16 protein-coding genes are annotated in these 20125 nt (G+C 72.6%); 4 read left to right on the top strand and 12 right to left on the bottom strand.

What is annotated here, in order from left to right:
* Positions 1-21: 21 nt before the first annotated feature.
* The gene (locus AB4091_RS00715) at positions 22-321 is read right to left on the bottom strand and encodes a DUF2249 domain-containing protein (protein WP_442289812.1); all 300 of its coding nucleotides are present in this window, start codon (positions 319-321) and stop codon (positions 22-24) included.
* 95 nt (positions 322-416) lie between these two features.
* Here AB4091_RS00715 and AB4091_RS00710 point away from each other — a divergent pair, with 95 nt between their 5' ends.
* Positions 417-1148 carry a helix-turn-helix transcriptional regulator gene (locus AB4091_RS00710; RefSeq protein WP_442289811.1) on the top strand — a complete coding sequence of 244 codons (732 nt, stop codon included), beginning with the start codon at positions 417-419 and terminating at the stop codon, positions 1146-1148.
* A 295-nt stretch (positions 1149-1443) separates the two neighbouring features.
* Here the strand turns inward: AB4091_RS00710 and AB4091_RS00705 are convergent, their stop codons facing one another.
* Positions 1444-2670, bottom strand: a complete 1227-nt coding sequence (locus tag AB4091_RS00705) for a DUF222 domain-containing protein (protein WP_442289810.1) — start codon at positions 2668-2670, stop codon at positions 1444-1446.
* A gap of 278 nt (positions 2671-2948) precedes the next feature.
* On the opposite strand from AB4091_RS00705, the gene AB4091_RS00700 reads away from it, so the two are divergent.
* On the top strand, positions 2949-3647 hold the full coding sequence (locus tag AB4091_RS00700; protein ID WP_442289809.1) for a hypothetical protein: 699 nt from the start codon (positions 2949-2951) through the stop codon (positions 3645-3647).
* Positions 3648-3767: 120 nt separating this feature from the next.
* On the opposite strand, the gene AB4091_RS00695 is transcribed toward AB4091_RS00700, so the two are convergent.
* The 9 genes from AB4091_RS00695 to AB4091_RS00655 are packed head-to-tail and all read right to left on the bottom strand — an operon-like array spanning position 3768 to position 16919.
* A complete protein-coding gene (locus AB4091_RS00695; protein WP_442289808.1) occupies positions 3768-5213 on the bottom strand; it encodes a phosphotransferase family protein in 1446 nt (481 codons plus the stop codon).
* The gene (locus tag AB4091_RS00690) at positions 5210-6508 is read right to left on the bottom strand and encodes a phosphotransferase (protein WP_442289807.1); all 1299 of its coding nucleotides are present in this window, start codon (positions 6506-6508) and stop codon (positions 5210-5212) included. The genes AB4091_RS00695 and AB4091_RS00690 overlap by 4 nt, the downstream gene beginning before the upstream one ends.
* Positions 6505-8430 (bottom strand): ABC transporter ATP-binding protein, encoded by a 1926-nt coding sequence (locus AB4091_RS00685; RefSeq protein WP_442289806.1) that lies wholly within the window; start codon positions 8428-8430, stop codon positions 6505-6507. Before AB4091_RS00685 ends, AB4091_RS00690 begins: the two co-directional genes overlap by 4 nt.
* On the bottom strand, positions 8417-9742 hold the full coding sequence (locus AB4091_RS00680) for an aminoglycoside phosphotransferase family protein (RefSeq protein ID WP_442289805.1): 1326 nt from the start codon (positions 9740-9742) through the stop codon (positions 8417-8419). Before AB4091_RS00680 ends, AB4091_RS00685 begins: the two co-directional genes overlap by 14 nt.
* Positions 9739-10974, bottom strand: a complete 1236-nt coding sequence (locus AB4091_RS00675) for a glycosyltransferase family 4 protein (RefSeq protein ID WP_442289804.1) — start codon at positions 10972-10974, stop codon at positions 9739-9741. The genes AB4091_RS00680 and AB4091_RS00675 overlap by 4 nt, the downstream gene beginning before the upstream one ends.
* Positions 10959-13181 carry a phosphotransferase gene (locus AB4091_RS00670; RefSeq protein WP_442289803.1) on the bottom strand — a complete coding sequence of 741 codons (2223 nt, stop codon included), beginning with the start codon at positions 13179-13181 and terminating at the stop codon, positions 10959-10961. The genes AB4091_RS00675 and AB4091_RS00670 overlap by 16 nt, the downstream gene beginning before the upstream one ends.
* The gene (locus AB4091_RS00665; RefSeq protein WP_442289802.1) at positions 13178-14632 is read right to left on the bottom strand and encodes an aminoglycoside phosphotransferase family protein; all 1455 of its coding nucleotides are present in this window, start codon (positions 14630-14632) and stop codon (positions 13178-13180) included. The genes AB4091_RS00670 and AB4091_RS00665 overlap by 4 nt, the downstream gene beginning before the upstream one ends.
* Complete coding sequence (locus tag AB4091_RS00660) at positions 14629-15873, bottom strand: glycosyltransferase family protein (protein WP_442289801.1); 1245 nt, start codon at positions 15871-15873, stop codon at positions 14629-14631. The genes AB4091_RS00665 and AB4091_RS00660 overlap by 4 nt, the downstream gene beginning before the upstream one ends.
* Positions 15870-16919, bottom strand: coding sequence for an NAD-dependent epimerase/dehydratase family protein (locus AB4091_RS00655; protein WP_442289800.1), 1050 nt, complete (start codon positions 16917-16919; stop codon positions 15870-15872). The genes AB4091_RS00660 and AB4091_RS00655 overlap by 4 nt, the downstream gene beginning before the upstream one ends.
* A gap of 286 nt (positions 16920-17205) precedes the next feature.
* On the opposite strand from AB4091_RS00655, the gene AB4091_RS00650 reads away from it, so the two are divergent.
* Positions 17206-18492 carry a phosphotransferase gene (locus AB4091_RS00650; RefSeq protein WP_442289799.1) on the top strand — a complete coding sequence of 429 codons (1287 nt, stop codon included), beginning with the start codon at positions 17206-17208 and terminating at the stop codon, positions 18490-18492.
* A 235-nt stretch (positions 18493-18727) separates the two neighbouring features.
* Here AB4091_RS00650 and AB4091_RS00645 read toward each other — a convergent pair whose 3' ends face one another.
* Positions 18728-18997, bottom strand: a complete 270-nt coding sequence (locus AB4091_RS00645) for a hypothetical protein (RefSeq protein ID WP_442289798.1) — start codon at positions 18995-18997, stop codon at positions 18728-18730.
* 114 nt (positions 18998-19111) lie between these two features.
* Between AB4091_RS00645 and AB4091_RS00640 the strand changes: the two genes are divergently transcribed.
* Positions 19112-19912 (top strand): response regulator transcription factor, encoded by an 801-nt coding sequence (locus AB4091_RS00640; protein WP_442289797.1) that lies wholly within the window; start codon positions 19112-19114, stop codon positions 19910-19912.
* Positions 19913-20125: the final 213 nt, after the last annotated feature.

Genomic DNA, 20125 nt, shown 5'->3' with positions numbered 1-20125 from the left:
GGGGTCGAGGCGGTGAGGAGCTCAGGCGTGGCGGGTGAGCCGGAGGGTCCACGCCTCCGGGCCGCGCACGAGGTAGGTCACCTCGATGCCGGGTCCCTCGCGCTCCGCGATCTGGGCCAACAGCGGCTTCGGGTCGTGCGGCGCGACGAGGCGCATCGAACCACCGGGCGACACGGCGCCCAGCGCGCCGAAGACGGTTGCGTGCCGCAGGGCGTGCGGGATCGGGCGGACGTCGAGCTCCGGCTCGCCGCTGTCGACGCAGCCGCACGCGCACCCGGGCTGGCTGACGTCGGAGACGGGAAGGGGGGTGGGTACGGTCACGTGAGCTCCTCGGGGATGCGGGCGGGACGACTATTTAATACACTGCCAGTGTGGAAAATAGCCGACGGAACGCGCCCGCGCCAGTGAGGATGCCCTTGCCTGCCCGCGGACACCTCGACGCGGCACCGGAGGGCAGCGGTCCCGTGCCCCTTCCCGACCTCCCCGCCGCCCGCGAGAAGGTGCTCTCGGCGCTGGCGACGCGCGACGCCAGCAGCGGACCGGCCACCATCGCCGAGCTCGCCGAGGTCCTCGGCGGCCATCCGAACTCCACGCGTGCGCAGCTGGGGCGCCTCGTCGACGCAGGCCTCGTCGAGCGGGTCGACATCGAGAGCGGCGCGCGCGGACGCCCGGCCCACGGCCACCGCCTGACCGATCGGGGGCGCCTGGTCGTGGACGCGGTGAACGTCGCCCGGCCCGTGTCCACCGACGAGCTCGTCCTCGCCATGGCGGAGCACCTGTCGACGACACCCGACGCAGAGGTGCACGCCCGGGCCATCGGCCGTCACTGGGCGGCCCAGCTTGCAAGCGAACCCGACGCACGGGACAGAGGCAGTCGCAGGCCCGCAGCACGCCCCGTCGACCAGGTCGTCTCGGTGCTGACGACGGCCGGCTTCTCACCCCAGGTCGACCCGACCGGCGACGTCGCACTGCGCACGTGCCCCGTGCTCCGCTCCGCCCGCCGGCACCCGGAGGTTGTCTGCACGATGCACGCAGAGATGCTGCAGGCAACCCTCGACCGGTCCGGCGTCGACGACGTCGTGGTCGGCCTCGTCCCCTTCGCGCGTGAGGGCGCTTGCCTGGTCCGGCTCACGAACGCCGGGAAGTGAGCAGCCGAGGGTCGGCTGGCAGCAATCGCTCCGGCGTTCGTGATGGCTCCGGGAACGGCTGTGGTGACCCGTGTTGCCCTGGGCGACCCTGCGGATGCGACGTCTCAGGTGGGGGTGAACTCGACGAGGTGCAGGTGGAGGGTGCCGCCGGTGGGGGCGGCGTACTGCCGGCCGAGCCGTGACCTCGGCCGCTGCATGTTGTCGCTGCTGAGGTCGGGGACCGTCTCGAGCTGCGGCGTCGGGTCTGGTGGTGGTGGGGGTGATCCGATGTGCAGGCCGTGCTGGGTGGTGAAGGTCAGCCCGTAGCCCTGGTGGGGTCGCCGGTGATGGTGAACTCGCCGCGGTGGTGCCCGTCGTGGTGGAACGGGCACAGCCCGAGCAGGTTGGCCAGGTCGGTGGGGCCGCCGTCGCGCCAGTGGGTCAGGTGGTGGACCTCGAGGTGGCGCGTGGTGCCGCAGCCGGGGAACCGGCAGCCGCGGTCGCGGTCCAGGACCAGGACCCGGGTGCGGTGGGGGACGACGCGGTGGGCGCGGCCGACGTTGACGGGATGGCCGCCGCTTTCCCAGACGGGGGTGAGGGTGCCGTCGCAGGTGAGGCCGTCGATGATGTGCCGGGGCAGCCTGGGTTGGCCGGTGAGCCAGCCGCCGTCGGTGTCGAGGTGGATCTGGACCCGGTACCGGGCCCGCCGCGCCGCCCCATCCGCCCTGCCCTCGCCACCCTTCCCGCCAGTGCTGGTGATGCCTGCGGTGTCGAGGGAGCGGGTCGCGACCAGGGTGAGCGCGTCGGCCCAGGTGACCCGGGGGCTGCCACCGTCGGTGACGTGCCGGTGTGGGTCGAGCACGTCACCATCGCCTCCACCGTCGGCATCCGTGGCCAGGCTGTGGAAGAGGTGGTCCTTGACCTCGGCGAGCGCGGCCTCGACGACCGCGCCGACCTCGGCGGGCGCGTCGTAGCGCAGCCGGAACCGGCCGTCGGCGTACCCCATCGACAAGCTGGCCGGCTCGACCGGCTCGACCGGCACCGCGGATTCGTCGGCTTCGGGGTGGTCGGGGTGGTCTGACGCGGCAGCGGCGGGGGTCTTCTCGCCGGGGAGGACCCGGCCGCTCTCGTCGACGGTGGCCGGCTCGAGCGCGAAGTCGTAGCGGGCCACCGACCGCTGCAGCTGCGTGACGCTTGCGTGCGCGGCGAACTGCGCCACGCTCTCGTCGTACGCGGCGGGGGTGTGCCGGGCCACTACGGCGGCCTGGTCAAGGCTGATCCGGCCGGCCCGCAACGCCGCCGCCGTCGTCGGCAGCTCACCGGACCGGCGCGCCATCAGCAGGACCGCGGCGGCCTGGCCGCGGGACAGCCCAGCCCGCAGCATCAGCCAGTGCTCCGGTGACCGCAGCCCGGCCGCCTGCCACGACCCCTGCTTCAGCACCGTCGCGACGAAGTCGACCAGGCGGGCGTGCGCGTCGTGCAGGTCGGCGGCCAGGGACGCGACGTGGTCCCAGTCCTGCTCGATCTGCTGTGCGCTGCTCATGCCCTTATCGTACAGGTGTTCGAACGCTTACGGAAGAGCTGTCCACACGAATTGGCTTGCAGGCCAGCCTAATTGGCTCAATCCTCAACGACGCTTGGACCCGACGATGCAGCCCTTTCGAAGGGGCGGCGTACTCAAGCGATTCGAATAGGGCGAAGCCGCCGAACGGGCCTCACGAGGACGCGCCGATGGCGGCGACCGAGGCCGCAGGTAAGAACCAGTGCATGTCGTGCCGCCAACAGGTGTGGCCACGTCGGCCACCCGACAGGAGGAACGACATGACTCGCACGAGAATGCTTCGGCGACAGATGGTCTCGCTGGTGGCCCTCGCCCTGGGCGCTCTGCTCGGTGTCGTGCTGGCATCCGGGATGGTCTCGGCCCGAGCCGTCGACACGACCGCGGTGACCCACGAGCACGCGGCCTCCGCCACAGCGAAGACCACGCGCACCGCGTTCCACGACCAGATGCGCAAGCTCTGGGAGGACCACGTCACGTGGACGCGGCTTGCCATCGTGACCTTCGCCGACGGGTCGGCCGGGTTCGACGCCACGGCTGGCCGGCTGTTGCAGAACCAGCGCGACATCGGTGCTGCGATCGCGCCCTTCTACGGCGCTGCGGCGGGCAGCCGTCTGACCGCGCTACTGCACGACCACATCACCATCGCCGTCGAGGTGCTGACGGCGGCCAAGGCCGGGGACACGACGGCGTTCAACGCGGCCAACGCCCGGTGGTACGCCAACGGCAACGAGATCGCCGACTTCCTCGCCGCCGCGAACCCGAGGTCCTGGCCCCAGAAGCTCATGCGCGCTGACATGAAGACGCACCTCGACCAGACCCTCGCCGAGGCAGCCCACGAACTGCATGGTCAGTACGCCGCGAGCGTCGCCGACTACGAGGCCATCCATGCCCACATCCTCATGATGGCCGACCAGCTCAGTGCCGGGATCGTGGCCCAGTTCCCGTCCCGTTTCCGCTGATCCACAGCGCCCAACCGAGAGAGCAGTCCGCCACATGACGAACTGTTCTCTCGATTGCGGGGGTCCCTGAACGGAGTGTTCTCTCGATTGCGGGGATCCTTGAACGGAGTGTTCTCTCGATCAGGGAGGTGGGGTGAGGTCGGCTGTCTGCAGCTGGTGGCGGAGGATCGCGAACCGGGGCTCGACGCGCAGCAGGCGCACCTTCGACCAGGTGTGCAGCAGGGCCATCAGCAGGTCGATGGTCTCCCAGAGCACCACCCGCTCCGGCGAGACGGGCGCGTGCTCGCGGTACTCGTCCAGGAAGAGGTCGCAGAGGTCGTCGAGCAGCGCCAGCCGGTCCTCGAGCAGGTCCGGGCGGTAGCCCTCCGGGGACGCGGCGAGCGCCGTGACGCCGATGTCGCGCAGCTTGCCGCGGAACCGGCCCAGGTCGAGGCCGGGCTCGGCCATCGCGGCACCGTCGAAGTCGATGAAGGCCAGGCGTCCTCGAGCGAGGAGCACCTGCGCCGGCCGGAAGTCGTGGTGTGCGCAGACGGCCGGGTCAGGGTCGGTCGCCAGGCCCAGAGCCTCGAGGCGGTCGATGAGCGGGTCGCCGGCCTCACGCAGCTCGGGCACGGTCTGCGCCAGACGGTCGAGCATCTCGCGGGTCTCGGCGAGCCAGTCCGTCCAGCCCACCGACCGCGAGTAGCGGGCACCGCTGCAGTGGAGCGCGGCGAGGGCGACCGCCGTCCGCCGCAGCTCGGTCCGCAGCCCCTGGAGGAGGTTCGGGTCCATCTGCTCGAACGCCAGCCGGGCAAGCTCCTTGAGCGTGCGGTCCTCGGGGACGGGGCCCTGGAGCAGGACCCGCTCCTCCGGCAGGTAGCCGAGCGGCTCGGCGAGCAGCACGTGCTCCCCTCGTGCGAGGTCGCTGCGCCAGAGCGCAGTCATGGCCTCGTGGGCGACCGCACCCTTGTCGCCCTGGTGCGTCTTCGCCACGACCGGCCGCGGCAGTCGGGCGGACGGCGGGTCGTAGGTGAGGTCGTAGTGGATCGTGCACCGGCTGCCCGGCTTGTAGCGCAGGACGTTGGGCGTGCTCGACGCCACGGTGGCCTCCGGGTAGCCGCTCGCCCGGAGCATGCGCTCGATGATGCGGGCCGAGGCCTCCGGCTCGGACAGGGCGCCGAGGCTGGGCAGGCCTGGGTCCTCCTCCTCTGTGCGCAGGTGCACCCGCAGGTCGGGCAGGAACACCTCGTGGCCTGGCTCGCCGAACCCGACCCCGGCTCCCGCGAGCGGCAGGTCCGGGCCGGGTCGCGTGGGTGGGTAGAGCTCGCCGACCAGCACGACCTCGACCGGATCCGCGCCCCCTGCTGCGACGACGGCGCGGCAACGCGCGAGCCAGCTGCCTGCCTTGGCGCGCAGCTGGTCGGCGCGGCACTCGACCAGCGCGAGACGTCCGTCGCGCAGCTCGGGTACGTGCGCTTTCAACGAGGCCTCGAGGCGGCCCGGACGCATGAGCCCGGCCAGCCATTCGGGCACCTCGCCGAACGGGCCGAGGGCGTCGATCGCGGTGTCGTGCGTGGTCGTGCTCATGGGAGCCTCCCCGGCTTCGGGTCGCTGGTGTCGAGCAGCGTGACGGCGAACGCGGCCCTGGCGCTCTTGAAGCGTCGAGTGGCGCGCAGGGCGATGCGGGCGAGGTTGAGCCGGCGGTGCGCCCACACCCGAACCTCGAGACCCGCGACGTCGGCTGCACCGGGCGAGATGCCGTATGCCACGAGGAAGTCCGTGCGAGCGGCTGCGGCACGTGAGGCCGAGCCCCCGACGGTCTCCTCGCGCATGGCTGCGTACGCGAGGAACCGACCGATGTCGGCGGCAGGGTCGGCGAACGCGACGGTGTCGAGGTCCAGCACACCGAGACCCCCTGGCACCCTGACGACCTGGCCGGGTGTGAAGTCGCCGTGGCACAGCACCGGCTCCGCGCCGGAGAGCCCAGAGTGCCCGGAGAGCCCGGAGAGTGCGGAGCGCCCGGGCTGCTCCAGCACCGAAGCGGCCTGGCGGACCGCGGCGTCGACCCGCGCTGCCACGTCGGGCCACGCGGTCGCGACCAGCCCCTGCTCCCGACGGAGCCGGTCGACGAGCTCGGACGCCGTCACCCGGCGCAGGCGACCGGTGGGGGCATGGGCGTGGAACGCCCGGAGCACGCGCGCGACCTCCTGCGTGCCGACCGGGTCGGGAGAGCCCGGCCAGGGGCCCACCGCGCCAGGCGGAGTGAGCGACTCGAGGACCGTCGTCCGCAGGGAGGGGCTCACCCCGAGCACTCGGGGAAGCCGCACCACACCTGCACCCAGGGAGCGCACCTGCCCGGTGCCGACGGCGTACAGCGCCTCGGCCGCGGCCGTGGCGTCGTCCGCGCGCGGGTAGACCTTGGCGTACGCCTCCTCCTCGCCCACCCGGACTCGCAGTACGCAGGCACCCTCGCGCGGGTGGTGCACGACAACCGCCGAGTAGTCGAACGGCCCTGTCGCAGAGGCACGCCCGATCCCGGAGTCACGTAGCAGCGGCGCAAGCGCACCACCCCGGAGCACGGCAGCCAGGGTGGGAAGGAGGCGGTCGTCCGGGAACTCCGCGACCGACACGTCGCCCCCGCGGTCGCGGACGAGCAGGGTGACCGCCTCCGCAGCCGCATCCCCGTCCAGCTGGATGCCCACGCGCGCCGACACGTCACCCGGACCCCGGTAGAGCAGGGAGTGGGTGCGGGCCCTGGCCACGCTGCGTCCCGGTCGGTGGGTCGCGACCCACTCCCGCGCCAACCGGTCGCCGAGCGACGGGTCGGTCGCCCAGTCCGGCAGCGGCCGCACCCTCGTGGCCGCCTGCGCGTCGGAGCTCACGCGGGCCCCCGACGGCGTTGCGGACGGTCGACCGACATCAGCTCGCCGAAGAGGTCGGCGAACGCACCGGGACTGGCCGCCAGGACGGCCGGGGATCCCTCCCGCACGATCTGGCCGTCGTCGAGCACGAGCACCCGGTCGGCACACCGGACCAGCTCGGCGTCGTGGGAGATGATGATCGTCGTCGTGCCGTCGATGAGGGTGTGCAGGGCGGCGATGACCTGGGCCGACGCCTCCGGGTCGAGCCCCGTCGTGGGCTCGTCGAGCACGAGCACGGGTGCGTCACGGATGAAGGCGCGGGCGATCGCGAGCCGCTGCCGCTGGCCGCCCGACAACGTCGAGGCCCGCTCGCCCAGCACGGTCTGGTAGCCGAACGGCAGGTCCGCGATGAAGTCGTGCGCCTGCGCCAGCCGGGCCGCTCGCTCGACCCGGTCGGGGTCGGGGTCGTCGATGCCGTAGGCGATGTTCTCGGCCACGGTGCCGGTGAGCAGGAGGGTCTCCTGGAGCACGAGGCTGACCTGGCTGCGCAAGGAGGCGAGCGTGAACTCCCGGACGTCGGTGCCGTCGATCGCGACGACCCCCGAGTCCGGGTCGTAGAGGCGCGGCACGAGCTGCGCGACGGTGCTCTTGCCGGCGCCACTCGGGCCGACGAGGGCGACCACCTCGCCCGGGTCGGCGGTGAAGCTGATGTCGCGCAGCACCGTCCGCGCGTCCTCGGGCTCGGCGGCCCCGTCCGCGCCGGCCTCGGCGCCCTCGATGCGGTAGCTGAAGCTGACGTGCGTGAAGCTCAGCCGTCCGGCGAGCCTCGGGGCCGGTGTCGACGACGGGGTGTCTTCGACCGTGGGGTGTCGCTCGAGAAGCTCGGCGATGCGTTCGGTGCTCGCGATGAGCTTGCCGACCTTGTACCACTCGCTCACGATCTTGCGGGATGGCTTGAACATGTTCTGGATGAGCAGCACGAACAGCACGAGCGTGCCCGCGCTGATCACGCCCCCCTCGACCAACCAGAAGCTGAGCCACAGCACGCCGGCGATCGTCAGCCCCTCGAAGACCGCGATGACGAAGCTGAACTGGGCCTGGACGGTCGCGATGCGCAGCGAGGCCTTCATGCTCTGGTCGCTCTGCCGCGAGAAGTTCTCGAGGTCGACGTGTCCGCGGCCGTAGCTCTGCACGAGCCGGATCGACGAGAGCATCTCCTGGGCCGTCGACGCCAGGTCGCCCTCCGTGGCGCGCTGCTGCTTGGAGAAACGCTTGAGCCGCAACGAGAACCAGTTGGCGACGAGGGCGAGCACCGGCACGACGACGGCTGCGATGAGGGCGACCTGCCACGAGCGGAGCAGGAGCGCGACGAACGACCCGATGAGCAGGAGCGCGCTGGCCACGAAGTTGCTGAGGGACATGACGATGAAGTCCTCGACGACGAGCACGTCGCCGGTGACCCGGGTCAGCACGTCTCCCGTGCGTCGCTTGTCGTGGAAGGCCATCGACAGCTTCTGCAGCCGGTCGTACATCGTGACGCGGATGTTGTAGCCGAGCACGCGGCCACCGCGCGCCAGGAACACCTCCGACAACGAGTCGGCACCCTTGTTGACGGCTGCGATGAGGATGATGGCGAGCCCGAGAAGCAGGACCGTCTCGACGCGCTCGTTGGTGAGGAACGCCGGGAACCCGCGGTCGCGGAGGCTCACCTCCTTGCCCGTCACGAAGTCGAGGGCGTACGCGATGGGGAACGGCTCGAGGACGGCCGTCACCGCCTCGAAGACGAGCAGGAGCAGGCCGACCACGTAGGGCCGGTTGCTGCCGTGGTAGCTCCGGATCAGCGCGAGAGCCCGCGCGGTGTCGGACCGCCTGGCGTGACGGGGTGCCCGCCGCCGGCGGGGGCGCTCGGCCGGTGCGTCCACCCTCGTGTCAATCGCGACCATAGGGACTCCCGAGGTCGGCCGCGGCCCGCCGGGCCTCGGCCACGAGCCGTCCGGGCTGCAGGGCTCCCGGCGATCGCGACCAGGCGCGCAGCGCCTTGCGCAGCAGCGAGACGCCGACGTAGTAGCCGATCCTGTCGGTGAGCTCGTCGGGTCGCGAGGGTCGGGCACGGTCGACGTATGCCGTCACGAACGTCGCGCCGAGCGCCTCCGCAGCGCGCGCGGCCTCCCATCCCGCCTCCTGCTCCGCCCCGCCGGAGGCCCCGTCCGCCACGTCCGCGCGTATGGCGGCCTGACGGAGCGAGGCGACGAAGTTGCCCACGTCGTAGGCGGGCTCGGCGATCCCGCAGTGGTCGAGGTCGAGCACTGCCACGCGATCTCCGTCGACGAGGAACTGGCTCGGCTTGCAGTCGCCGTGCACGAGCGAGAGCGGACCCGCCTGCGGTTGCCGGTCGAGGAGGTCGCGGGCCAGCGCGAGGAGCTCCTCGCCGGTGGACGGGTCGACGCTGCAGACCGCCGTGGCGCGGTCGACGAAGCGGTCCAGCTCCCGGTCCAGCGGTCGTGGCCGACCCGCCGGCACGTGCCCGCCGTGGAGGGCCGCGAGGGCTTGCGCCGCCCTCACGAGGTCGGGCTCGTGACGCCGCACGACGAACGGGTCAGCGAGGTCGAGCGCCAGCTCACGGCCTGGCAGGTGTCCCTGGACGACGACGGCGAGCTCGGGCAGGTGCGCCACGACGGGAGCCAGCACGAGGGGCGGCGGCAGCCGGAGGGCGTTCAGCGCCCGACCCTCAGCCGTGACAGCGGCCGCCTTGGCGCCGTCGTGGTAGACCTTCGCGACGTACATCGCGTCGGCGCCGCCTGAGCCTCGCACCGTGACGGCGACGGTGGCCCGACGCCCGGGGCGGTAGCGCAGCAGCCGCACCCCCACGGAGCAGCCGCCGGGCAGATCGAGGGCACGGCCCAGCCATGCCCCCATCCGCTCGGGGTCGAGGACGTCGGGCAGCGTGGGCAGGCCGGGGTCGTGGGGGAACCGCCGGACGCCGATGCCGTTCGGCAGCAGCCAGCCGGCAGCGACCTCACCGGGCGCCGGCACCACAGCGTGCACGAGGCTCGCACCGAGCCGGTAGAGCACGGTCGCGCGCCTTCCCGGCTCGTACTTGGCGTCGACGACGAGGCACGGCGTGCGCGGGTCGTCGCCCAGAGCGGCTGCCAGCAGCGGGGCCATCTGCTCGGCGTCGAGTGCCTCGAGCACGGTGGCGTGCTGGGCGCGCTGACCACCGAGGACGTCCACCCCCGCGATGGTCCCGCCGGTCATGAGGTCACCTCCGCGACACCGAAGACCTGCACCAGCTGCTCGGCCGCACGGTTGACGTCGAAGGATCTCTCCGCCGTCTCGCGTGCTCTCGCTCCCATCATCCGTCGTCGGGCCGGGTCGCGCAGCAGGCTCCCGAGGTGGTCCGCGACGGCGGCGACGTCGCGGGCCGGGGCCAGCAGCCCGTTCTGGCCGTGCTCGACCGCCTCGGCGACACCGCCGACGTCGGTGGCCACGACGGGCAGGCCCGATGCGAGCGCCTCGACGACGACGTTCGGCACGCCGTCACGGTCGCCGTCCGCAGTCACGAACGGGGTGAGCGCGAAGACGTCGGCCTCGCGCATGGCGTCGACGATGACCGGGCTGTCGCGCTCGCCCGCGAACGTCACCACGTCGTCGACGCCCAGCCCACGGCATACGGCCTCGAGCTCACCGCGCATCGGGCCGTCGCCGTAGACGGTGAGGTGGAAGGGCGCGACTCCGACGAGCCGGGCGCAGGCCCGCAGCAGGTCGGGGAACCCCTTCTTCTCGACCAGTCTCCCGACGGAGACGATGCGGGTCACGCCGTCAGTCCGGGGGCGGCCGGGCACGAACTGGGTCAGGTCGATGCCGTGGTGGATCACGCGCACCTTGCGCATCGACTCCGGATCCAGCTGTGCCGCAAGGAAGTCCACGTTGGCGGCACAGCACGTGAGCAGGCTCGTCGCAGCCCGGGACCGCGCCAGGAGACTGGCACGCGGGATCTGGTAGAGGTCACGGGCGTGCGCGGTGAAGCTGTAACCGACGCCGGTGAGCAGGTGCACGAGGAGGGCGACGAGCGCGGGGTCGTGGGCGAAGTGGGCATGCAGGTGCGCGACGCGTATGCCGTCTGCCTCGCTCCGCGCCATGCGCGCTGCGAGCTGGACGGCCACCTCGAAGCACTCGGCCGTGGTGGCGTTCGCGTAGCCGCTGGACAGCTCGGGGCGGTCCCGCACGAGACGCGCCGTGTCGGCGTACCGCTGGGGCGCGAGCTCCGCGACCAGGGCGTGGTCGTCGGGCGACGCGACCGAGGTCGGGTGGGTCACCGCCGCCCGCACCCGTGCCACCTGCGGCTGGCGCACCGGCTCGCCCGACGGGGCCATGGCCCAGAGGTCGAGGTCCACACCGAGGCGCTCGAGGGCCAGCACCTCGTTGACGATGAACGTCTGCGACAGCCGGGGCCAGCTCCGCGTCAGGAACATCACCCTCGTAGGCATGCCACCCCCTGACCGAGCCGGTGCCGGGAGGACTGCACCAGCTCGTCGGTGACCTGGCCAGCAAGCTGCTGACGGGTGATCTTGAGCAGTGTGTAGGCGCGGAAGAAGGCGAGCCGGCGCTGGGCACCTGCCCCGGGGACGTCGCCGTACGCGTCGAGGAAGGCCCGCACGGCGTGCTCCACCTGACCCGACCGCGATTCCTCCGCGTACGCGCACAGGTGGGCCACGTCGAACGCGGGGTCGCCCATCCGGGCCTCGTCGAGGTCGATGACGGTGACCTGCCCGCGGTCGCCGACGAGCACGTGGCCCAGGTGGAGGTCCTTGTGGATGAGGGCGTCGCCCACGTCGGGAAGGGTCGCCGCGCGGGTGTCCAGCAGGTCGACCAGCTCGCGGGCGGGAGCGAGCAGCCGCGCGTCGACCCGGCCGATGCGTTCCGCCCAGAGTCCGCAGTTGGCCACCTCGTGACCGACCTCCAGACGCCGGCCGGCGCCGGCCCGTGTGGCGTGGACGGTGCGGAGCCACCGTCCGAGCAGGCCTGCCGCCCGGACGACGTCGACCTCGTCGAGCGCGACCTCGCGGGGCGCTCCGGGTGACGTGGCCGCAGCGACCGGCACACGGCGGGGGCCTCCCGGCGATGGCGTCACGGGCTGTCCGGCCGCCGCCCGACAGAGCACGATGCCGAGGTGCGGGTGCACGCCGATCGGCCGTTGGGTGCCGCACCGGACCTCGGGGTCGCGCAGCCGGTCGAAGAGGACGAGGTTCTCGTGGGCGACGACGGCTCGACCGTGGTCCGCGTACGCCTTGGCGATGACGTCGACGGGGCCCTCCGACCCACCGGTCACGCGGTAGCGGACGACGACCCTGCGGCCGGGGGCGAGCCGGAGCGTCTCCGCCGAGACGATGCGTCCGCCGTCGAGGCCACCGGCTCGCAGCTGTTCGCGCAGCAGGGCTGTCATCGAGCGCGGGTCCGTGAGCTCGGGCGACCGCTGCGGCCGCCGATGGGCCGCCGACCGGCGCAGGCGCCGGTCGCGTCGTCGCTCGAGCACTCCCGAGGCCGCCGCCACGAGGGACGGCACGGCCTCCCAGTGGGTCGTGTCGAGGCTGCGGTAGCGGCGGCCCCCGATCTTCAGCAACGACGCGGCGTGCCACCAGTCGACGGCGTCCGGCTCGGCCTGCCCGCCGGCATCGGCATAGCCCTGTAGCAGGGCCCCGACGAGGTCGGGGGTAGCGGCAGAGCCGGTGCGCATGCGTTGCCAGTCGAGGTATGCCGTGGCGTTGCCGAGGTCGCGCGCCGGGTCGGCCAGGCCGGCGCCGTCGAGGTCGAGCACGGCGAGGCGGTCGCCGTCCACCATCACCTGACCAGCGCGGTATGAGCCGTGGCTGAACACGAGGGACCTCTCCCGGGGCGGTGCGTCGGCGAGCCGGTCGAGAGACCAGCCGAGCGAGAGCGCCGTCGGCGGGTCTGCGTGCCAGGCTGCCGCCAGGTAGGAGGTGAGCTCGTCGAGCTCGTCGGCCGTGCCGTGTCGACGCGCCGAGGTGTGCGGCCCCGGGCTGGTGCGATGGATGTCGGCGAGGAGGCGGCCGAGGCCGGCGACGAGGCGGACGCGGTCCCGTGCGGGCGAGGCGACGTCCGTGAGCAGGTCGGAGGCCGTCGGCCCCGTGACCCCTGCAGTGACGACGGCGCCGAGATCCGCCCAGCAGCCGACGAGGGCAGGGACGACGGCACGTCCGCCGCGGCCTCCGGCCAGGGCTCGCAGGCTCTCCACGTACTCGCCGGTGCCGCGCGCGAGCAGCTTGACGAAGACGGTGCGCCGACCCGAGGGCAGCAGCACGTCGCAGCGGATGACGCACCGCGAGCCGGGCCGGTAGCTCACCGGCGTCACCGTGCAGTTGCGGACCGGCTTGCCCAGGAGGTGCTCGAGCCGTGCCGCGACCTTCACCGGGTCGAGCACCGAAGCCACACCCGGCAGCCCAGGGTCCTGGCTCAGGCCGCTCCGGTGGACCGAGCCCTGCCTCGCCTCGTAGACGACGACCTCGCCGTTGCGGTGGTCGAATGCGACCCTCGCGGACTGCTCCGGCTCCCAACGGATCTGGTGGACGCCTCCGGGCCGGCCCTCGCCCTCCACCACGGGCTGGACGAGCCCGACCAGGGGGTCGACCTCGGTCCAGTCGAAGCCCGTCGGGGCCGCGGGCCACGCCGTCGTCATCTGACCTTCGCCCCGAGCACCTGGTGGGTCTGCCGCGTCATCTCGCGGGAGAGGTCGCGGGCGCACGCGAGGGCCTCGTCGAGGCCCACGCCGACCGCCTCGGCCCAGCCCGGCTCGTGCAGCGGGATCCGCCGGCCCAGCGCACGCAGCTGGAAGACCACGTCGTAGAGGAGCGCCCGGCCCACCCGCGTCGGAGGGCACGGGCCGTAGCCGCGCAGGAAGGCGTCCACGGGGGTGGTCGGGCTGCGTCGCCCGACCCGGGACCACCAGCGCAGGTCGGCCAAGAGCTTGCCGACGTCCACCGCGGGGTCGCCCACCGTGACCCGGTCGAAGTCGAGCAGGACGAGACCGTCAGCGGAGGCGAGGAGGTTGTCGCACTTGTAGTCACCGTGCAGGAGGTGGCCCGCCTCGTCGGGCAGCTCGACCAGACCCACGACGGTCTCGGCGAGCAGCGCCTCGGAGGCCGCTGCGGCACCGGGCGCCAGCGCAGCCACGTGCTCGAGCGACCGTCGTGTCGCGGCCGCCTCGGCCACCGGGTCCGAGCGTGTCCCCCCGTCCGGCCTGGACCGCACGCCGCTCTCGTGGATGGCGCGGAGGGCCGCGCCGGCGCGGCCCAGGTCGGCCAGCCGGCCGGTCGTCCAGGCGTGCCCGTGGAGCAGGGCGTGCGACAACGGCGCTGCGTCCTCGCCCTCCCACAGCACCAGCCCGTGAGCGGCTGCGTAGCCGACGAGGCGAGCGGTGCGTGCCGACGCACCCGGCGCCGAAAGCGTCTGCGCGACAGCGCTTCTCGCATCCACGACCGTCTGGCCGACGTCGTCCCGGTAGCACTTGACGAACAATGTCCGCCGGCCGTCGAGGCTCTCGACGAGCAGCACGTGGCGCTGCCCCGGGCGGTAGCGGAGTGGTCTGACGTGCACCCCGCCCTCGAACCCCGCCACGCCAGCGCCGCTGAGGATCTGCGCCAGGCGCCCGGGGTCGTAGGCGTCGGCGAGATGCGGGAACGCGGGGTCGAGGGGTGCGATGAGCACCGTCATGCCGCTCGCGTCGGCCGGCGGACCGAGCGTCGAGAACGGGCCCCGCAGCCCGGGGGCCACCGACGACGAACGGGGGTCGGCCGCGGCAGCGGGCTCGCCGGCGGCCCACCAGGTCACCGTGGCAGGCCGCCTGGGGATGCCGCTGCCCTCGAGGTCCACGCTGACCGTCAGCTTGCGGCCGGGCTTCAGCTTGGTGCGCGTCACGTGCGTCCGAACAGGGCCCACCCCGTCGGCCAGCAGCGGCCCGAGAGACTCGGCGACGGCCACGGGCACGACCTCGGTGAGGAAGCGGCATACGTCCTCGGGGCTGCTGCGACCAGCCACGACGTCGTCGGCCTCCACGGCGCCGCTGGCCGCGCCGACCTCGACGGTCGACCCCGTCGCCGCGGCGGCGGGCGCCCCCGCCGGCACCGTCATGTGCCGACCGACTCGAGCTCCAGCTTGGGCCAGCTCTCGAGACGGCTCGTCAGCCGGGCCACGGCGGTCTTGCGACCCGTCAGGTCGGGGCTCCGGGACGGGCACGGCGGGTCCGCCAGCGCGGCCACGACCGCGTCGGCGACCGCACCCGTGCCGAGGAGGTCGGGGTCGAGCCAGTGCACCCAGTCCCGCTGGCCGAAAAGGCTCGAGCGGATGCGCTGCTCGGCGCTGGGACCACTTCGCGGGATGAGCAGGGCCGGGGTTCCGTCGTTGAGCAGCTCGATCGTCGTGTTGTAGCCAGCCATCGACACGACGAGGTCGGCACGGGCGATCCGGCCGCGGCCGCGGATCCGACGTCGCACGTCGACCATGGGCAGCCCGCTCGCCCTGCGCTTCAGCTCTGCCACTTCGGCTCGGGGCATGAACGGGCCTGTGACGAAAAGGAACTCGGCAGGGCTCTCCCGGTGCACCGCCGCAGCCGAGTCGATCACCCCCGACATCATCGGGAACGCGTCGGCTCCGCCGCCGGCGACCACGAGGACGGTCGGGTGCGCGGGAGCGTGGGGTGGTGCGACGCCTTCCCGGCCGTCCGTGCTCGCGTGGTCGGCGACGACGGCGAGGCGCCTGGCTCGCCGGTGCGGCTTCGCGCACACGTAGCCGGCATACGTCAGCCGCTGGGCGGGTCCTTTCGGCCACGCGTACTCGTGCGCCACGTCGAGCACCTCGCGGGAGCCGTAGACCAGCACCTCGTCGTAGAACTCCTCGAGCGCCTCGTACGCACCCTCGGCCGTCCAGCGTCTCCGCACGACCTCGGGGTTGTCGATGATGTCGCGCAGCCCGAGCACGACGTGGGCCCGGTGGCCGCGCAGCTTGCGCAGCGCCGGCACCAGCTCACCCATCGCGCCGTGCGGCATGTGGTCGACGAGGAGGATGTCCGGGTCGAACTCCCGAACGGCGCTGACGATGAGGCGCCGGCGAAGGGCGAGGACGTCCCGGAAGGATGCCGAGAGCGACACGGCCTCCCACTCCCCCGGGCCGCTCTTGCGGATGCTCGGGAGCTTGAGGAAGTCGTGACCGGGGGCCGTCGCGAAGAACTGCCCGAGGGGCGAGTCCGAGAGGGTGAGGGCACTCGCCCCGGGCATCTGGTGCAGGAACTCGGCGGCGAGCAGCGAGGTCCGCCGCATGTGGCCGAGTCCGAGCCCGTCCTGCGAGTAGATGAGCATCCTCGGTTCGTGGGTCACCGGTCCCACCCGCCCTGGATCGAGCCCTGCATCGAGCCGTGGATCGCCGGGATCGCCTGGAGTCCTGGCGAACCGGGAGACGTGACACCCTCCTGCTCGGGGTGCTCGCGAAGCCTGCGGTGCCAGGCCACCTGGTGCTTGAGGCCGAGGCGCAGGTCCGTCGCCGCCCGCCAGCCCAGGGCCGCAGCGGCCGCCCTGCTGTCCCCGTGGGTCTGCTCGGTGTCGCCCGCGCGGTGCGGCAGCCGCGCGACCGATGCCTCGCCGTGCACCTCCTCCGCGAGGAGGCGGAGCATCTCCGGGACGGGGACCGGCGCCCCACGGGCGATGTTGAGGACGGTGCCCGAGGGCACCGGGGCCGTCGTCGCGGCGACGACCGCGCGGGCGACGTCGCCGACGTAGGTGAAGTCGCGCAGCTGCACCTGGTCGCCGAAGACCGACACCTCCCGACCGTCGAGCAGCGCCTCGGTGAAGCGGTGGATCGCCATGTCGGGACGCTGGCGGGGACCGTAGACGGAGAAGAAGCGCAGCGCGACCGTGGGCACGCCGCGCTGGTGCGCGTACGCACCGACCAGGCACTCGCCCGCCAGCTTGCTGACGCCGTACGGACTGAGCGGCGCCAACCGGCTCGTCTCGTGCATCGCCTCGAGCGTCGGCCCGTAGACCGACGAGCTCGAGGCATACACGATGCGCGGGGCGTGGGCACACGCTGCAGCCTCGAGGAGCCGCTGCGTGGCGAGGATGTTGCGCTCGACGTAGGTCGAGAACGCCTCTCCCCACGACGTGCTCACGCCGGGCTCGGCCGCGAGGTGGATGACGGCGTCGACGTCCTCGACCAGAGGGCCGAGCTCCGCCCTCGTCAGGTCCTCATGGAGCAGCGTGAACGCCGGGTTGTGTCGCATGCCGGAGACGTTGCGCAGCTTCGCAGCAGGGTCGTAGTTGTCCGTGAGGGCATCGACCCCACGCACACGCCAGCCTTCACTGAGCAGCAGCTCGGAGACGTGGCTTCCAATGAATCCTGCTGCACCGGTAACTAGTACAAGTTTCACGAGACCCCCCCTGGGTCGCGTCAGTCAGGGCTCACGGCCCCGCCCCCAGGTCCCGTGAAATTGAGTTCGAAATCAAGTGTGGCATTGCTGAATTCCCGATGTACGCCGAATGAACGAAGTCTGTGCGGATCGACCCCTCGGGGTGCCATCCTGACGAGACGACCGAGGGGTGTTTATGGGTCCGACCTGGTTCGAGCGCGGCGTTCATCCGGAGAGCGTGTCGATGGCGCTCAAGCATCACGTTCCTGAGCTGCGTTCTGGCACAGTCGATCTGGTCGACTGCAAGGTGACGCGGCTCAGGTCCTCCGACACCGGGGAATGGACCGCGACCTACCTCCTCGAGGTGGCCGGCCCCGCCGACACGCGTCGCACCGTGTCGGCGCACGGCACCCTCGTCCCGCACGGCGGCAGGGTCCCCACGACGGGGAGCTCGGCGAGGTTCGGTGAGGACGGCTGGTCGCACTGGTTGCCTGACCTGCGCCTGCACCTCGACGTCTGGTCGGCTGACGCCGAGCTCCCCGGACTGGTGGCCATCACGCAGGTGGACTCGGCGCTCCCCTTGCTCGAGCGGGTGCTCGAGGCGCACCGCCCCGGCGACGGAACGCGGCTCGTCGGCTGCCGCAGCTCGGTGCTGACCTACAAGGCCGGCCTGCGCGCGACCGTCTCCTGCGACCTGCAGGTCGCACCGTCGCCCGTCCCCCCGGCCTGGCCGCGCGCTGTCGTGGCCAAGGTGCACCGGGTCGAGGAGGGGCGCGCCTGCCACGACGTGCTCGAGGCCCTGTGGGCCTCGAGCATGCGTGCCAGCCCGACGCTGAGCATCCCCGAGCCCGTCGGCTACGTGGACGGCCTCGGCATCTCGGTGCAGACGCACCTCGACCACAAGTGCACGCTCAAGGACCTCCTCGCCGACGCGTTCTCGGGCGACGGCGACGGCGACGCAGCGGTGGCGGTCGACGCCGTCCGTGACACCGCCCGGGGGCTCGCGGCGCTGCACACCAGCGGCGTCACGGCCGGCCCGCGCACGACGTGGGACCACGAGCTCGCCGCGCTCGAGAGCAAGCGGGCCAGGCTGACGACGCTGCTGCCCTGGCTCGACGAGCTCACCGGCACCGTCCTCACCCGCATCGGCCGGGCCGCCTCGCTGGTCGACCCCGACCCATCGGGTCCGGTCCACGGCAGCTTCCGCCCGGCTCAGGTGCTCCTGCTCGACGGCGGCGGCCTCGGCCTCATCGACTTCGACAAGGCAGGACAGGGCGAGCCCGCCATCGACATCGCCATGTTCCTGGTGAAGCTGCGCCACTCCGCGGTCAACAAGACCGGCTGCGACGTGGCGGCGGGCTCGAACGCCTTCGAGGACCGTTCGTCGCGGGTCGACGCCCTCGCCGACGCGTTCCTCGCCGCCTACCGCGAGCAGGCTCCGGTGACGGACGAGCGCGTACGCGTGTGGGAGGCCCTCGAGCTGAGCTCGCTCGTCCTCAGCGCGGCGAGGAAGATGCTGCCCGATCGGGCAGCGACGTGCGCGGCCATGCTCGACCGCCACCTGCTCGCTCACGGCGTCGGCACCGGTGCCTGAGCCCGCGCCGATCGACCCGTGGCGCCACCAGCGGGTCGCGCCACGCCGTCCGCGTGTTGGTCGACACCGGTGGCCGGGCGCATGGCATGCTCCTGCTGCATGCCCGTCGGTCCCCCTGGCTTGACGGGCACGCGCACGCTCCGGCGCAACCCCCCTCCGCCGGAGCCATCGGCGCAGCCCGTCCCACCCCCACCCGGACGGGCTGCGCCACTCCTCACGGCGAAGGTCGCGGGCGCTACAGCGCCGGCATGCCGGTGGCGACCGCGAGGAGGATCTCCTCGTGGATGCCGAGCTTCTGCGCGAGAGGCGCGCTCCGGTACGCCTGGAGGAGCCCGTCGACGGCCTCCGGCACCGTGACCGTGCTCGTCTGCGGTCGAGGTGGCGGGTCTGGCGCCGGTGAGGCGACGGCCGAGGCGCCGGGCACGGCCAGCGTGCCGACGGCGGCGATGGTGAACAGGGCTCGGTGGAGGATCCTGGCGATGGGCTGGCTGTCGTGGTGAGTCATCTCCCCACGGTCACGCGATCAGGCCCGTCAGGGAATCCGGCCTTCGGCGCACGACGTTCGCCGTACGCGTTTCTGCGCATTCCGGCAGGACGCCGCCAGGCCTAACCTAGGCAGATGGAACCGACTGCACCTGGTGCCATGACCGCGAGCCGCTGGACGTTGACCGACCAGGACGTCCGGAGCCTGCTCGACGTCCTGGAGCCCGCGCCCGCAGCGTCGGAGGACGACATCTTCTACGCCGACGTGCTCGCCGGGCTGCAGCGGCTCATCCCGTGCGACGACCTCACCTTCCAGCTCATGGATGTCAGGGACCAGCGCATCCGTCTGCTGTCCGTGTCGGACGACGGTGTCGAACGGGAGGAGAGCTTCGGCACGGAGGATGACGAGTTCACACAGGTCTTCTGGCAGGAGTTCTGGAGGTTCGACGGCTGCGCGGGTCCGCTGCTGACCAACGACTACACCACCGTGCAGCGGCGGTCGGACCTCTGGACCACGCGCGACTACGCCAACACCCCGCTCGGCTCCTTCTTCGTCAACACGCTCGGGATCACCCACGAGGTCCTCCTGCCCCTCACACCGCAGGGCGGCACCGACCGCCGAGTGCTGCTGTTCCGCCACGGCGGTCCCGACTTCACCGAGCGTGAGCTGATGATGCTCCGGCTCGTGCGTCCGCACCTCGCTGAGCTCCACGCCCGTCGCGACCGCGAGCTGCGTGGCGAGCCGAACCTGACGCCCCGCCAGTGGGAGATCCTGCGGCAGGTCGCCACCGGCGCGAGCAACGCGCGGATCGCCTCGAACCTTCGGCTCTCCGAGGGCACCGTGCGCAAGCACCTGGAGAACATCTTCCTGCGGCTCAACGTGCTGAGCCGCACCGAGGCGCTGGCCCGGGTCCGCCCCTTCCTCGACGCCGCCTGACCCCCGCCCCCAGGAGCTCCGGCCTGGGCACGCCTCGGTCCGCTCCTCGACCGCGCCGGGCTGGGCGGTCTCGGCGTCCGCCAGTCCGAATTGCCCAATTTCGCCAATCCGCTGCCGCCGGCCGCGCCGGACGTTACGTTTCGGATCGGCCCGATGCAGACCTGCCCGGGTGAGTTCTTCCCGCCGAGCGCCCGACATCCGAGCACGGCGGGC

The sequence above is a fragment of the Terrabacter sp. 2RAF25 genome (assembly GCF_052115265.1).
GTDB lineage: Bacteria > Actinomycetota > Actinomycetes > Actinomycetales > Dermatophilaceae > Terrabacter.
This window is presented reverse-complemented; position numbering and strand designations above follow the sequence as displayed.